This window comes from Psychrobacter sp. H27, from assembly GCF_059072655.1.
This window is the reverse complement of sequence record NZ_JCACRX010000001.1, coordinates 791,359-806,798: the sequence shown is the minus strand read 5'-3', so window position 1 is coordinate 806,798 and position 15,440 is coordinate 791,359. Positions and strand designations below refer to the sequence as shown.

Sequence of the window (15,440 nt, the reverse complement as noted above, 5' to 3'; positions counted from 1 at the left end):
TTAGTTTTGCACCGATATTCAATCCTAATGCTATCTTTCAGCGTTAGGATTAAAGCCCAAGCACTGCTCAATTTGCTCTGCCAATTCAATCAGTACCGCACTGACCTCAGACCGTTTAGACTCATACTCTCCTTGCAAAAAACTCACTGCCATACCGGCAACCGCTGTACCTGACGCATTGCGGATATAAGTACCCAAACAATACATCCCATCACGCAGTTGCCCATCATCGAGTGATATTCGACTCTCTTGAATTGCCTCAAGCTCAGCGGATAAGTCCGCAAAATTATTGACCCCATGCTGAGTCATAGGTACCGGAAACTTTTCTTCATACAATGACTTGATACTGTCCATAGACAATGTAGATAGCATGGCTTTGCCTGTTGCTGAGAATACCGCAGGCACGCGCACACCGGCACGAAACGTAAAGCCAAGCGGGGCGGGTGATTCATGACAAGCCAAAAACACCACTTCTCCCAAATCCAGCTTTGACAACGTGACCGTGTGCTGAAGGAGCACTGGATACTGCACAATCAAATCTTTAAATAGCTGTACAACACCCTGCTGCTGCTCATACTTACCTGCCCAATACATCAAATAAGAGCCAAGGTGAAAGCGGCTGTCAGTATCTTTATAGATGACATGCTTGGTCAGCAGACTCTGCAAAATATTGTGGGTGGAGCTGCGCGGTAGCCCAAGCTCTTTTGCGATATGAGCCGCAGTGAGTGGCTGTGAGCTATCGGTAATCAAATCCAAAATCTGAAACGTTTTGTCTAATGCAGGCACGGCAGTTGAGTTCATAAGTAACCTATAACAGTGAAATAAAAGAAAAATACAAGGTAATTATTAAAATAATGAGATTAAAGGTTGCAAATCGCGTCTTATCGTTCTTATAATGACGTCTCGTATATAGAATAAGTGTTCAGTATATTGAACAATAATAAATTTATCAATAAGTATTTACTACTCACGATTATATCCATTCTTATAACCATACCACCTATATGACAAGGAGCGTCAATATGTCAAATACGCTACAGTTATCAAATCCAGACTTACTCAAACAATCTTGTTTCATCAAAGACGGCTGGCATGCTGCTAGCGATAACGCCTCACTCGATGTCAACAATCCTTTCAACGACGAGCTCATCGGTACAGTACCTAGTCTCACGACTGACGATGTCGATGAAGCCGTTGCTTATGCCCATGAAGTACAAGCAGAGTGGGCTGCAAAAACTGCCAAAGAACGCTCAGAGTTGCTACAAAAGTGGGCAGATCTTATCGATGCCAATAAAGAAGATCTTGCAATCATCATGACCGCTGAGCAAGGCAAGCCGCTCACTGAGTCACGTGGCGAGATTGGCTATGCCAATAGCTTTATTCGCTGGTTTAGCGAGGAAGGCAAGCGCGTTTATGGTGATGTCATTCCTGCCAACAGTACCCAGCTTCGCCACGTTGTGCTCAAGCAGCCAGTCGGTGTTTGCGCCGCTATCACTCCTTGGAACTTCCCAGCAGCAATGATCACACGTAAGGTTGCACCCGCAATGGCAGCAGGCTGTACGATTATCGTCAAACCTGCCACCGAGACACCGTTCTCAGCATTAGCTTTGGGTGCATTAGCAGAGCAAGCAGGTATTCCTGCAGGCGTACTACAAATCGTGACAGGTAAATCATCAACCATTGGCGAAATCCTAACGGGCGACGCTCGTATTCATAAGCTGTCATTCACTGGCTCGACAGAAGTCGGTCGTACGCTGATGGCGCAATGTGCACCAACGATTAAAAAGCTGTCACTAGAGCTGGGTGGCAACGCGCCATTTATCGTTTTTGATGATGCCGATCTTGAAAAAGCTGCTGCAGGTCTCATCGCTTCCAAATATCGTAATGCAGGTCAGACCTGTGTGTGCGCCAACCGTGTCTACGTGCAGGACAGTATCAAAGATGAGTTCTTAGAGATTTTTGTCAAAAAAGTCGCTGCGCTAAAAGTGGGCAATGGCTTGGAAGAGGGCGTCGATATTGGCCCGCTAATCAACCAAAAAGCATTGGATAAAGTACAAGCCCTGCTCAAGGATGCTCTAGACAAAGGTGCCAAACTGGTTACTGGCGGTAGTGTCAATGACGCCTCAGAACTGACGTATAACCCAACCGTGATCACTGATATCAGCAGTGATATGGACATTGCGTCTGAAGAAATCTTTGGACCAATCGCGACAATCTTCACATTCAAAGACGATGCAGAAGTTATCCGTGCTGCTAACGATACGATTTATGGCTTGGCCGCTTACTTTTATAGTAGTGACTATGCCCGCTCATGGCGCGTGACCGAAGGTCTGGAGTACGGCATCATCGGCCACAACACTGGTTTGATTTCTACAGAAGTTGCCCCATTTGGCGGTGTGAAGCAATCTGGCTTTGGCCGTGAAGGCTCAAAATACGGTATCGAAGACTATATCACGACCAAATACTGGTGCTCTGATATCAGCTAACAAAGTTTTGAATATCTTTGGTGCCGTGAAAAAGGTGCCATTCGATAGTCAACACGTATGAATTAAGTCACCCCTTACTACAAACCGCCAATCCCTAGATGGCATCTATGTTACGAACACAGAAAAGGACATTCCCATGACTACCAATCAATCATTACTTGAGCGCCGCAAAGCTGTTTTACCAACAGGACTTGGGGTTGCCTTTCCTATCTTTGCAGAACGTGCAAAGAACTCAGAAATTTGGGACATCGAAGGCAAGCGTTATATCGACTTTGTCGGTGGTATCTCAGTATTGAATACTGGTCACAGCCATCCAAAAATCACCCAGCGTGTGCATGAGCAGCTCGACAAATTTACGCACACTGCGGCGCAAATGATCAACTATGAGTGCTATGTGGATTTGGCAGAAAAGCTGTGCGAAAAAGCGCCAATCAGCGGCGATACCAAGGCATTCTTTTTGACCACTGGCGCAGAAGCGGTCGAAAACTGCATCAAGATTGCGCGTGCTAAAACCCGTCGTCCAGGCGTAATTTCTTTTGTCGGTGGCTGGCATGGTCGCACGATGATGTGCATGAGCTTGACTGGTAAAGTACTACCATACAAAAAGAACTTCGGCCCAATGCCAGGACCTGTGTTCCATGCGCTGTTCCCTGCAGAAGAGTTGAATGTGACAGAAGCGCAAGCGCTACATAGCCTTGATATGATCTTCCAAGCAGATATCGACCCTAGCGAAGTGGCCGCAATGATTGTTGAGCCAGTCCAAGGCGAGGGCGGTTTCCATCAGGTGACACCATCATTTGCCAAGGCACTACGCGAAATCTGTGATGAGCATGGCATCGTGCTTATTTTTGATGAAGTACAGTGTGGTTTTGCCCGTACAGGTACGTTGTTTGCCACTGAGCAGCTAGGCGTTGAGCCTGACTTGATGACCGCTGCAAAGAGTTTGGCAGGTGGTTATCCTATCTCTGCGGTCATCGGCCGTGCTGATATCATGGATGCCCCGCAAGTTGGCGGTTTGGGTGGTACGTACTCTGGTAACCCACTCGCCTGTGTGGCTGCGCTTGCTGTCATGGATGTGATTGAAGAAGAAAACCTACTAGAGCGTAGTGTGGAGATTGGCGATACCATCGCTGAGTTCTTAAAAGGTTTGAACCTAAGCAGTATCGGTCATATCCGCTATAAAGGCGCTATGCTAGCGTTTGAATTGATTGATAGCGAAGGCAAGCCTGATGCCGCAGCCGCTACCAATCTAAAAGCAAAATCATTTGAAAAAGGTCTACTATTAGCGTCTTGTGGTATGTATGGCAATGCCATTCGCGTCATGGTGCCATTGACGGTTGAAGATGAAGTGCTACAAGAAGGTCTTGATATCATCAAAGATATCCTAACGGCTTAATAGTTACCGAGTGTCATTTACTGTAGCGATGGATCGCTTTTGACAAAACACGGATTTTGGTCAAAAAGTTATATTTAAGATAACGGCAAGGCTGCCCTCGTAGCACTCACTTATGGTGTGTTTCTGAACGGCGTCTTGCCAGTCAAGACGCCGTTTTTGTTTTTTGAATATTAGAAAATATCAAACGATAAGGTCTGGGCAAACCAGTAAATATGATGGGTTTATCCCAATAAATCGAAATAGTGTAGCTATAAAAGGCGTACACGGATGACACACAGACAAGGAGTAGGTTATGTCTGAATTAAAAAAATCGTTAGGTGTTTTTGACATCATTGCACTGGCATTCGGTGCGATGGTTGGTTGGGGCTGGGTAGTACTGGCAGGCAGTTGGATCATCTCGGCAGGCATATGGGGGGCCATCAGTGCCTTTTTAATCGGTGGTTTGGTCGTTGTGCTCATCGGTGTGACCTATGCTGAGTTGGCTGCATCCATGCCTATCACGGGAGGTGAGCATACATATACCCACCGTGCCTTGGGAGTAAACATTTCCTTTATTTGTTCATGGAGTATTTTATTCGGTTATTTCTCTGTCGTGGCTTTTGAGGCGGTCGCATTGCCTACCGTTGTTGAGTATATCATTCCAAATTATAGCCAAGGCTATCTCTGGAATATCGCTGGCTGGGATGTCTATGCTACATGGGTCGCTGTCGGTATGCTCGGCTCAGTGATTGTCACATGGCTCAATATACGCGGTTTAGAAGTCAGTGCTTGGTTTCAAAAGCTGGCCGTCGTAGGTATTTTTCTTGTCGGTATATTACTGTTCGTTGGGGCATTATTGTTTAATACTGAGACCTCTACTACCGTACAAGCGCCTAACTTTATCGGTGGTATAGGCGGCATCATGACGGTAATGGTAATGGTACCGTTTTTGTTTGTGGGCTTCGACGTCATTCCGCAAGCCGCAGAAGAAATCAATCTATCTCGTCCAAATATCGGCAAGTTCTTGATTGTGTCTATTATCATCGCCGTGCTTTGGTACGTTGCTGTCGCCTGGAGTGTGGGCAAAACCTTGCCACTACTACAAGCGCAAGACTCAACATTGGCAACCGCTGATGCGATGACCAATGCTTGGAATGGTAAATGGGCAGGTACGCTACTGGTTATTGGCGGTGTACTTGGTATCTTGTCAAGCTGGAACGCGTTTCTTATCGGTGGTAGTCGTCTGCTATATGCGATGGGTAAAACGCATATGCTACCGCAGTTCTTATGCAAACTGCATCCTAAGTACAACACCCCAGTCAATGCCATCTTGTTGATCGGTGGCCTTGCAACACTAGCGCCACTCTTTGGTCGTAAAATGCTCGTATGGATTGTGGATGCGGGCGGATTCGGTATCGTCATCGCCTATACTTGTGTGGCGCTTTCATTCTTAGTGCTGCGTTACCGCGAGCCTAATATGGTACGTCCGTTTAAAGTACCAGCGGGTAAATTGGTTGGCGTCATTACTATTCTGCTTAGTCTGGGTATGCTGGCACTCTACTTACCAGGTATGCCGTCAGCACTCGTCGCTATTGAGTGGTGGATCTTCCTTGGCTGGACAGTTTTAGGGGCTGCATTATATGGCTATGCTACTATGAAAAACCCTGGCAAGAGTAAAGAGATCATGGATCATGAACTACATGAACTAAAAATTGCTAACCAGCAGTGGCTAAAAGAAAACCCATATAAAAACTAGTTGTATCTGAATTCGCTATATAAAAAAGCCTAACGTCAAACGTTAGGCTTTTTTAGTTTACTCAATTAAATAACCATGTCTCTTAAAATCATTATAAATGAGTTTGTGCGTAAGGACACTATCATGATCAGCTTATGACTTCTCATCGTCTTTAAGGACTTCTGGGTTTATGTCTACTTTCGACGACGCTTCTACTTTATTTGCTTCTACTGCATCTGCTTCAGCTGTATATGATTTTTTCTTGATCAGTTTGACTTTAGGGCGCTTAGGAATAGGCTCGACATGCTTCACCGCTGCACCAACGGCAGGTTTTTTAAGGGCTTTTTTGATTCGCCGTACGGCGATTGCATCGGCTCTGGCTTGCTCTTCTGCTATCGCCGCCTCATGTAAGCTTTGATAGACTGCAAGCGTTTTTTCGATCATCTCACGCATCGTGAATTGGTTGGTCATTTCAGGACGAGTCACACTCTCTAACTGATTGCGTACAGCTTTGCATAACGAGTTAGCATTGTGTTTTTTGACCAGTCCTTGCGGATAGAGCGGTTGTAGGATTTCACTAAAGGCTGCCTGATCCCAACCAATCACAGGTGTGCCCAAGTGGATCGCTTGTAGGGCGTTGATACCAATTGATTCAGGTTCGTTGGCAAGCGCCATAACGATGTTGGCGGCTGAGAGCCATTCGCGCATATCATTACGCTTGCTGCCCACATAGGTAATACGTTCAGAGAGTCCCAAGCTATTGGTACGCTGACGAAAGTCTTCATGAATGACATCACCATCTCTATAATCATCATCCATAATAATGACATGAATATTGGGAAACTGCTCTTGCAGGTTGCCCAAAATATCAATCAGCCACTCTTGACCATACTCATTTCCGATAACTGTTGGAAAAACGAGCCACTTCTTATGCTCAAGCTCAGGATATTCGGCAAACGTATGACGTAGCCAATAGACCGAAGGATTGTGCCGATAAGGATAACGTCGAGTATCAATGCCGCGATGGATACGTACGACTTTTTTTGGGTCTACATCTTCTCGGCGCAGGCCTTTGTGTAGGTATTGGGTGACACTATCAGATACGGTAATAATGGTATCGACATTGAGTAGCGCTTGGGAGTACTTATTGATGGGGTAGAACCCATACATGGTGGAGACCAGCTTTGGGAAATGCTTAACTCGTGCACGTCGCAGCGCTAAATGCAGTATCCATGCAGGGGTACGCGAATGTATATGAATAACATCAGGTTCATACTTTTCGATCAGGTGCCGTAGTGCTGAGACTTGCAGCAATGACAACCAAGACTTTTTATTCATATGTAGCTGATGATAGATATTACCATCGCGCTTGAGCCGTCTGACCAGATCATTGCTCTCATCTGCACTAGAGACGATGATAGAGGTATGCTCGTTTTTGACCAATGCACGCCCAAGGTGAAAAATACCGCGCTCGGATTCATCATGCTTCAAAGACGACAGTAAGCGCATAATCTTCATAATAGCGTTGGTCACCGGTTAAGAATATTGAGCTGCTATTGTCAGTTAAAAGCGATTAAAACTCAACCATCAAGATACAAAGATGACTCAGAGGTTTGGTTTCTCAAGATATATCAGTATGCCTGTCTTGGCTGACACGCTAAAACTTACTAACGACGCTTTTGTAAATGTTCAGCATTGGGCAGTACTTGCTTCTCGCTCAAGTACTTCCAATAGCGCTGCGGGAGATACTGTCTATGTAGCTTGGAGTTTTTGCGCTCTTTGATATTGACGTTGGTAAAATAACCCTGCCAAAATTTTTGATAGCGCTGCTCATCAGGGCTATGAATACTGGCAGGATTGCGTAGTACAGCATCGTCAAGATCAGTAATGGTCTGTAGCGGTGCAGGGCGAGTAGGCGTGCTATTACTTTTATCATAATAAATGCCATAACCACGCGTCAGATCATAGATTGCCCAGTGTTGATCTTGATAACGTTGGCGAAAATGCTCTCCGATCAGTGGCAATACATTAAAGTCAGGTTCGACCCGCGCAAAATAGATATCATCAGTCGTGTGCTCAAAGCGTACAAATGCCTCCATACGATGCTTTTCGCGCCCGACCGACTTGACCGTTTGTGCTAACTCTAGAACGTCTAAATGACCTAAATCTTGTATGATCTGACGGCTAGGGTAATCGATGGCATACTTGACCACACGAAACAACGTCGTACCGATATCATCCTTCTCCGACAAGAACCCCCATAAAAGATTGCGCATACCAGAGCGTCCTAGCAACGTATTTAGCTTTACCAACACGCGCTCAGCGTTGCCTTCATCCATAGCAACGCTAGTCGCTTGCGCTATTAAGGAAGGCACATAACAGTCTTGAGCGGTGAGCTTTAATGAAATGTCGTTTTGCAATCGGTTGGCATAGACATAAAATACCGCACTGAGCCACCCCTCAAAACTTGGTTCATATAGCACGATACTAGGCGTTAACTGACCGATAGCGTAAGCGTCGTTTTGCATAAGTGCTGACATGGTTGGTCCTACATTTTTATGGTAAATAGTTATCGCAAATAACCATCATAAATACCGTAGCGGAAAGGCTATTTTTTTAGCAAACACTATCTAAAACAAAGCCAACTGTCCGCTACGTTGATCTTTAAACTTGGTCTGTGTTTGTGCCAGTACATATTGACGAAAATTATCGCGCGTCAAGTGAGCCAAATGCTCGTTCTTGCCAGTGGTGGCGATAAAGTATTTGGCACGGTTGACCGCAGCGCCCATCTTTTTTAGGTGATGTAGGGTCAATTGGTTAAACCGACGCGCCTTCACAATTTTCTTGGCAGTTTTGGTACCGATACCTGGTATACGTACAATCATCTCATAAGTCGCTGTTTGAATATTGACTGGGAAATGCTCGCGATGACGTATCGCCCAAGCCAGTTTTGGATCACAATCTAAATCCAAGAATGGTGACTCTGGCTCGACAATCTCGTGCGCGCCAAACCCATAAAAACGCATTAACCAGTCTGCTTGATATAGGCGGTTCTCTCGCACCATAGGCACAGGAGTACCAATTGCAGGCAATCGGTTGTCAGAGAGCATCGGTACATAACCTGAATAGTAGACACGCTTTAGATCATAGGTTTTATAAAAATGACTGGATAGCCGTATCACCTGTAAGTCGGTCTCATTACTCGCCCCAACAATCATTTGACTGGTCTGACCTGCGGGCGTAAATTTAGGTGCTTTTTTGTGGGTTTTACGACTCTCACGGATAGTGATAATCTCTTCTTTAACCGTTTCCATCGGCGCTTTTAATTGCTCATGTGATTTTTCTGGCGCAAGCAAAGCCAATCCTGATTTGGTCGGAATCTCGATATTGACGCTCAGTCGGTCAGCATAGAGTCCTGCCTCTAGCAGCAGTTCCTTTGATGCACCAGGTATGGTCTTTAGATGAATATAACCGTTGAAACGCTCACGAGTACGTAGGAGTTTGGCAACTTCGACTAGTCGCTCCATCGTATAGTCGCCATTTTTGAAGATACCAGAGCTCAGGAACAGCCCTTCGATATAGTTGCGACGATAAAACTGCATGGTCAAGTCCACGACTTCTTCGACACTAAACGCCGCACGCGGGGTGTCGTTGCTTTTACGTGAGGTGCAATACGCACAGTCATAAATGCAGTGGTTGGTCAACAGAATCTTTAGCAAGCTGACGCAGCGACCGTCTTCGGTATAGCTGTGGCAAATACCAGTGGCTGAGGCATCGCCTAAACCGCCGCCTTGATTTTTACGCGTACCAGCCGAGGATGAGCAAGACACATCGTATTTTGCTGCATCGGCCAAAATATTAAGTTTGCCCTGTAATCTTTCATAATTGATGTTTGCCATAAGTCGGTTATTACCAATTAATTAATGAACGACTATTTTACCAAAATATGTATTAAGTCATTGTATTAATAGGAAAATTAATGAAACAACACGACAGATAGTGTCGTATACGACAATGGGATTAGGAGGGAGGTGATGGGTATAATTATCAATACTGATTGATGTAAATTATGGAAAGAGGATTAAGAGCCAGTTATACCATGCCAATATTAGAAGAGTCATATATTAAAACAGGTCTTGAACATTCAAGACCTGTTTTAGAGCGATACGTATAAAAAACATACGCTATAGTCGAGGCAGATACTTACTGAACCTTCGCACGTATGACAACGGTTTGATTGCCATTGGCATTAAGGTTTGCCAAGTTCCATTTCAAACCAGAGTAATTTTCTTGTATGGTGACCGTATTGCCAACTTGCTGGATGGTTTGATAGGTGTCGCCGCCAATGGTGGCAAGTGTCGGTAGCGGGCTATTCAACGATACCAACTGCACGCCGCTAGGGAGTGAGATCATAGCATTAATATCATTAACGGGCTGCGCTGTGGTATTGGTATAGGTGGTGTGATATTCAATGACATCACCTGGAGCAATATGATTGGCAGGCACAGCGACTTCACGGCCAGTACCATTTTTCATGATTTTCATCACTTTGGTGTTCGCGTTTACGACACCAGGCGTACTAAACGTAGGGGTCAACTGCAGGGTGTCTAAGGTAGTCGTAGTTACTTGACTCGTTGTAGGCTGATTGGTAATGACGGTTGTCGCTGGCGCGTTTATGACTGGTAGCTGAGTGGCTCTGGTTACAGGTAATACTTGTGTCACGGTATTGATAGGTGTGGCGATGACATCTACTTTAGTAACACTGTTGGTCATCCGATTGGTCACGGGTACGCTTGTCACCGTCGTGCTACCTTGAGTGATGACTGCGCTGTTGGCACCTTGGCGAACGACATAGCGTGGCACGTTTGTGACCTGCGTCACCGCATAAGGCATACCATCTTGCATCGTGATGCCGTTTGGTGTTGCCGTGATAGTGGCTGTTTGACCATTGGAGTATTGCTCAACCACCGTGGTACTACTGCCTGCAGATGAGCTGATAGCGATTTCAGGCGCAGCATGTGCTGAAGAGGCGGCAAGTATCGTACCTGCGAATATGGCAGATACAGTGTTGGTTAGCGCTGTTGGTATATAAGTTCTCATGGTCATAATAGACTCCTTAGCAGTATCAATAAACAAAGTAGCAGTAAGTAAAGCAGCAATAAATAATGCCCAGATAAGCGAAACCCCCGCCAATTGACACCACAAAGTATGCCAAATAACGAGGGTATCAGTACTGACGATAGCCGGTGTCTATGATCAGACCATCATTATCTTGAGTAATGAGCAACGCAGTATGAACTTATTCGAAAGCTCATAGATGTGACGTAGCGTCGACTGTGTTCAATATCAACGATGCTCAATATCACAATAATGGCGCACTCATAAACTCAAATAATTATGCGCCAAAACAAATCATGTATAAAAGCTGCATTGTGTAACCAAAGCGGTATAAATGCTATCAATGCGTAATGTCATTTTTCGTTATGACATGGGTTGCATTGAGGACATGCACTAGATCGAAAATCGCATCTATGATGATGAAAAATGTCTACAATTGAATCGAGCGGCTACTTACAAAGTAAATGTTTATTGTCTGGCAGTATAAAGCCTTAACTAATAATGTACTGCTTAAATTGCCTGCCATTCAGAGCGTATGATTAATCGTAGATAACTTTCATGACTTCGTATTCAACCACACCTTTTGGGGTTTCGATGCGTACTTCATCGCCTTCAAACTTACCAATCAGACCGCGCGCGATTGGTGAGTTGACTGAGATTTTACCTGCTTTAAAATCAGCCTCATCATCACCAACGATTTTGTACTGCTTTTCTTCTTCAGTGTCCATGTTTTCGATCACGACGCTGACACCAAAGACAATACGACCTTCTTTTGGTAGTGTTGAAGGATCGATGACTTGAGCGCCACCAAGTTTGGCTTCGATATCACGGATACGTGCTTCACAAAACCCTTGTTGCTCGCGAGCAGCATGGTATTCAGCGTTCTCTTTTAGATCGCCATGTTCACGTGCTTCAGCAATCGATGCTGTGATACGTGGACGGTCGACACTTTTTAACTGTTTTAATTCGGCTTCTAAAGCCGCATGTCCTTGCGGAGTCATTGGGTAACGTTGCATGTTTTTTCCTTAAACCAATAACACCACACCACCTCATAATGAGATGGTGTCAGTGCTGTTGCAATGGATATAAAATATAAAAGAATGATAATTAAGACGTCGTAATAAGTAAGCTGACTATCATTTATGAGTGTATCTCACCTCAATTTAAGCATAGCCACGCTTAAGCTTACGTAATAAAAAGCATAGTCGCAATATTGCCACTATGCTTTTGGGTCTATCATGATAAAGGTGTCGCTCTCTGGCAGCGCTCGGTTGTATTTAGCGATGCCTTTGTGAGCGATTAGGCAAGCCTAATGGTTATGCTTAATCTACTGAAATTATTCTACCAAGTCAATAGAACTAGCCAATAGACTTTGCTTGCTCATGCAAATCTTGTAACTTATAGACATCAAACGGTAAGTCAATCGCGTAAGATTTACAAACCGCATCGGCTGCACCTAACGTGGTGACATAGAATACCTTGCCCTGTAGCGCACTGCGGCGAATAGAGAACGAGTCCTCTTGTGCCTGCTTGCCTTCAGTTGTGTTGATGATAAGGTCAATTTTGCCGTTTTTCAAGGCGTCAACGATATGCGGGCGACCTTCAGTGACCTTGTTGATTTGCTGACATTCGATACCAGCGTCGCTCAGTACTTTTTGCGTGCCAGTGGTCGAGACAATCTTAAAGCCAAAGTCTGCAAGCTGACGAGCAATCGGAGCAATTTGGGCTTTGTCACTATCACGAACTGAGATAAAGACCGTTTTTGTCTCGCCTTCAGTCGGTAGACCTGGCAGACGCTCATTACTACCGATAATGGCCTTGTAGAATGCTTCGCCAAAGGTTTTGCCCACGCCCATAACTTCGCCCGTTGATTTCATCTCAGGACTCAAGATTGGGTCAACACCTGGGAACTTGGCGAATGGGAATACCGCTTCTTTGACCGCATAGAATGCTGGAACGATTTCAGTGGTAAAACCTTGGTCTTTAAGCGAAGTACCAGCCATACAGCGCGCTGCAACCTGTGCTAACGAAGTACCGATACACTTAGAGACAAACGGTACTGTACGTGCAGCACGTGGGTTCACTTCTAGGATATATACCGTTTCACCTTTTACTGCGAACTGTACGTTCATCAGACCGATAACACCTAGCTCTTTTGCCATGGCGACCGTCTGTGCACGCATCACATCACATAGCTCTTTAGACAGTGAGTATGGTGGTAGTGAGCATGCTGAGTCACCTGAGTGGACACCAGCCTGTTCGATATGTTGCATGATACCGCCGATGACGACATCAGTACCATCACATACACAGTCTACGTCGACTTCGATAGCATCATCTAAGAAACGATCTAGTAGGACAGGCGCTTCGTTCGATGCTTGTACCGCAGTACGTAGGTAATGTCTTAGCTCGTCTTCGTTGTAGACGATTTCCATCGCGCGGCCACCTAGTACATAAGATGGACGTACAACCAATGGATAGCCTACATCTTTTGCTTTAACCAAGCCGTCTTCTAAGCTGGTCGCTAGAGCGTTTGATGGCTGTACTAAATTCAGCTGCTGAATCATGTGCTGGAAGCGTTCACGATCTTCGGCACGGTCGATTGCATCTGGGCTAGTACCGATGATTTTAACGCCTGCTGACTCTAGTGCACGAGCAAGTTTCAATGGCGTTTGACCACCGAACTGGACAATCACGCCATCAGGGTTTTCGATACGAACGATCTCTAACACGTCTTCTAACGTGATTGGCTCAAAGTATAGACGGTCAGAAGTGTCATAATCGGTTGAAACCGTTTCAGGGTTACAGTTGACCATGATGGTCTCGTAACCATCTTCACGCATGGCAAGCGCTGCATGTACACAGCAGTAGTCAAACTCAATACCTTGGCCGATACGGTTAGGGCCACCGCCGATAACCATGATTTTCTTTTTGTCTGTTGGGTTTGCTTCACATTCGCTATCGTAGGTCGAGTACATATAAGCAGTGCTAGTAGCAAACTCTGCTGCACAGGTATCTACACGCTTATAGACTGGATAGACGTTTAGATCCCAGCGCTTTTTGCGTAGCTGCTTCTGTGAGATGCCAAGCAATTTAGCCAAGCGCAAATCTGATAAGCCTTTACGTTTAAAGCTACGTAGATTTTTCTCGTTCAAGCCGCCAAAACCAAGTGATTTTACGGTAGCTTCTGTTTTGACGATGTCTTCGATCTGTACCAAGAACCATGGGTCAATCTTGGTAAAGTTAAACACTTCATCGACACTCATACCGACGCGGAATGCATCAGCAACGTAGTAGATACGCTCAGGTGTTGGAATGGTTAGGCGGTTAATGATTTCGCTACGCGCTTTTTCGGCACTTACTTTTGACAAGTCAATTTGCTCGTCAAAGCCATCCGCACCTGTTTCCATACCGCGCAATGCTTTTTGCATAGACTCTTGGAAGTTACGACCAATCGCCATCACTTCACCGACCGATTTCATCTGAGTCGATAGGATGTTGTCTGCTTGTGGGAATTTTTCGAAGTTAAAACGAGGTATCTTGGTCACGACATAATCAAGTGCAGGCTCAAAACTGGCTGGCGTTTTGCCACCAGTGATGTCGTTTTGCAATTCGTCTAGCGTGTAACCAATGGCTAGTTTCGCTGCGATTTTGGCAATCGGGAAGCCAGTGGCTTTTGAGGCTAGGGCAGACGAGCGTGACACGCGTGGGTTCATCTCGATGACCACCATGCGACCAGTATCAGGGTTGATACCGAACTGTACGTTTGAGCCGCCAGTTTCTACACCGATCTCACGCAGTACTGCTAATGACGCATTACGCATGATTTGGTATTCTTTGTCCGTCAAGGTCTGTGCTGGCGCAACGGTGATTGAGTCACCGGTATGCACGCCCATTGGGTCAAAGTTTTCGATAGCGCAGATGATGATGCAGTTGTCGTTTTTGTCACGAACCACTTCCATCTCGTATTCTTTCCAACCAATCAATGATTCATCGATCAATAATTGATGGTTTGGAGACAAATCAAAACCGCGCTCACAGATTTCAATGAACTCATCGCGGTTATAGGCGATACCGCCGCCTGAACCACCCATCGTGAATGATGGACGAATAATACACGGATAGCCCATTTTTTCTTGAGTAGCAAAGGCTTCTTCCATGGTTTCAGCGGTTTCAGCGCGAGGGCACTCAAGGCCGATACGCTTCATGGCTTTATCAAACAAGTTGCGGTCTTCTGCCATCTCGATTGAGTCTTTGGTCGCGCCAATCAACTCGCAGTTATACTTGGTCAATACGCCGTGCTTGTCTAGCTCTAGCGCACAGTTTAGAGCTGTCTGTCCGCCCATCGTTGGCAAGATTGCATCTGGACGTTCTTTGGCAATGATTTGCTCAACGGTCTGCCAAGTAATCGGCTCGATATAGGTCGCGTCAGCCATGACAGGGTCAGTCATGATGGTCGCAGGGTTTGAGTTGACCAAGATGACGCGGTAGCCTTCTTCTTTTAGTGCTTTACACGCCTGTGCGCCTGAATAGTCAAACTCACATGCTTGGCCGATGACGATAGGGCCTGCGCCAATGATAAGAATGCTTTTTATGTCGGTACGTTTTGGCATAGTTAGAGCTACCTTCGTTTGGGTGATAATTTGAGTAATCTTTATTTTTAGTAACGCTCAAGGCGTTTGATACTTGCAGTGCTTTATTTAGTGCCGCTTGAAGCGCTATGGAC

Annotated in this window: 10 protein-coding genes; 3 read left to right on the top strand and 7 right to left on the bottom strand. The window is 45.5% G+C overall.

All coding sequences use genetic code 11. From position 1 onward, the window contains the following. Positions 1-30: 30 nt before the first annotated feature. On the bottom strand, positions 31-801 hold the full coding sequence (locus AC5JPY_RS03105) for an IclR family transcriptional regulator (protein ID WP_493852087.1): 771 nt from the start codon (positions 799-801) through the stop codon (positions 31-33). A gap of 221 nt (positions 802-1,022) precedes the next feature. Between AC5JPY_RS03105 and AC5JPY_RS03100 the strand changes: the two genes are divergently transcribed. From AC5JPY_RS03100 to AC5JPY_RS03090, 3 genes are all read left to right on the top strand, one after another. Next, a complete protein-coding gene (locus tag AC5JPY_RS03100; protein WP_493852086.1) occupies positions 1,023-2,486 on the top strand; it encodes an NAD-dependent succinate-semialdehyde dehydrogenase in 1,464 nt (487 codons plus the stop codon). A 136-nt stretch (positions 2,487-2,622) separates the two neighbouring features. Further along, positions 2,623-3,882 (top strand): 4-aminobutyrate--2-oxoglutarate transaminase, encoded by a 1,260-nt coding sequence (gene gabT / locus AC5JPY_RS03095; RefSeq protein WP_493852085.1) that lies wholly within the window; start codon positions 2,623-2,625, stop codon positions 3,880-3,882. 292 nt (positions 3,883-4,174) lie between these two features. Further along, positions 4,175-5,617 (top strand): APC family permease, encoded by a 1,443-nt coding sequence (locus tag AC5JPY_RS03090; protein WP_493852084.1) that lies wholly within the window; start codon positions 4,175-4,177, stop codon positions 5,615-5,617. A gap of 132 nt (positions 5,618-5,749) precedes the next feature. On the opposite strand, the gene AC5JPY_RS03085 is transcribed toward AC5JPY_RS03090, so the two are convergent. The 6 genes from AC5JPY_RS03085 to carB all read right to left on the bottom strand — a co-directional run bounded on the left by AC5JPY_RS03085 (position 5,750) and on the right by carB (position 15,327). Further along, a complete protein-coding gene (locus tag AC5JPY_RS03085; RefSeq protein WP_493852083.1) occupies positions 5,750-7,114 on the bottom strand; it encodes a glycosyltransferase in 1,365 nt (454 codons plus the stop codon). A gap of 149 nt (positions 7,115-7,263) precedes the next feature. Then, a complete protein-coding gene (locus AC5JPY_RS03080; RefSeq protein ID WP_493852082.1) occupies positions 7,264-8,136 on the bottom strand; it encodes a TIGR03915 family putative DNA repair protein in 873 nt (290 codons plus the stop codon). 90 nt (positions 8,137-8,226) lie between these two features. Next, positions 8,227-9,495 (bottom strand): putative DNA modification/repair radical SAM protein, encoded by a 1,269-nt coding sequence (locus AC5JPY_RS03075; RefSeq protein ID WP_493852081.1) that lies wholly within the window; start codon positions 9,493-9,495, stop codon positions 8,227-8,229. Between the two features lie 304 nt (positions 9,496-9,799). Beyond that, entirely contained in the window at positions 9,800-10,702 is a 903-nt protein-coding gene (locus AC5JPY_RS03070) for a hypothetical protein (protein WP_493852080.1), read from the bottom strand. Between the two features lie 551 nt (positions 10,703-11,253). After that, positions 11,254-11,730 (bottom strand): transcription elongation factor GreA, encoded by a 477-nt coding sequence (gene greA, locus AC5JPY_RS03065; RefSeq protein WP_057760725.1) that lies wholly within the window; start codon positions 11,728-11,730, stop codon positions 11,254-11,256. Positions 11,731-12,072: 342 nt separating this feature from the next. Then, positions 12,073-15,327, bottom strand: a complete 3,255-nt coding sequence (carB, locus tag AC5JPY_RS03060; protein ID WP_493852079.1) for a carbamoyl-phosphate synthase large subunit — start codon at positions 15,325-15,327, stop codon at positions 12,073-12,075. Positions 15,328-15,440: the final 113 nt, after the last annotated feature.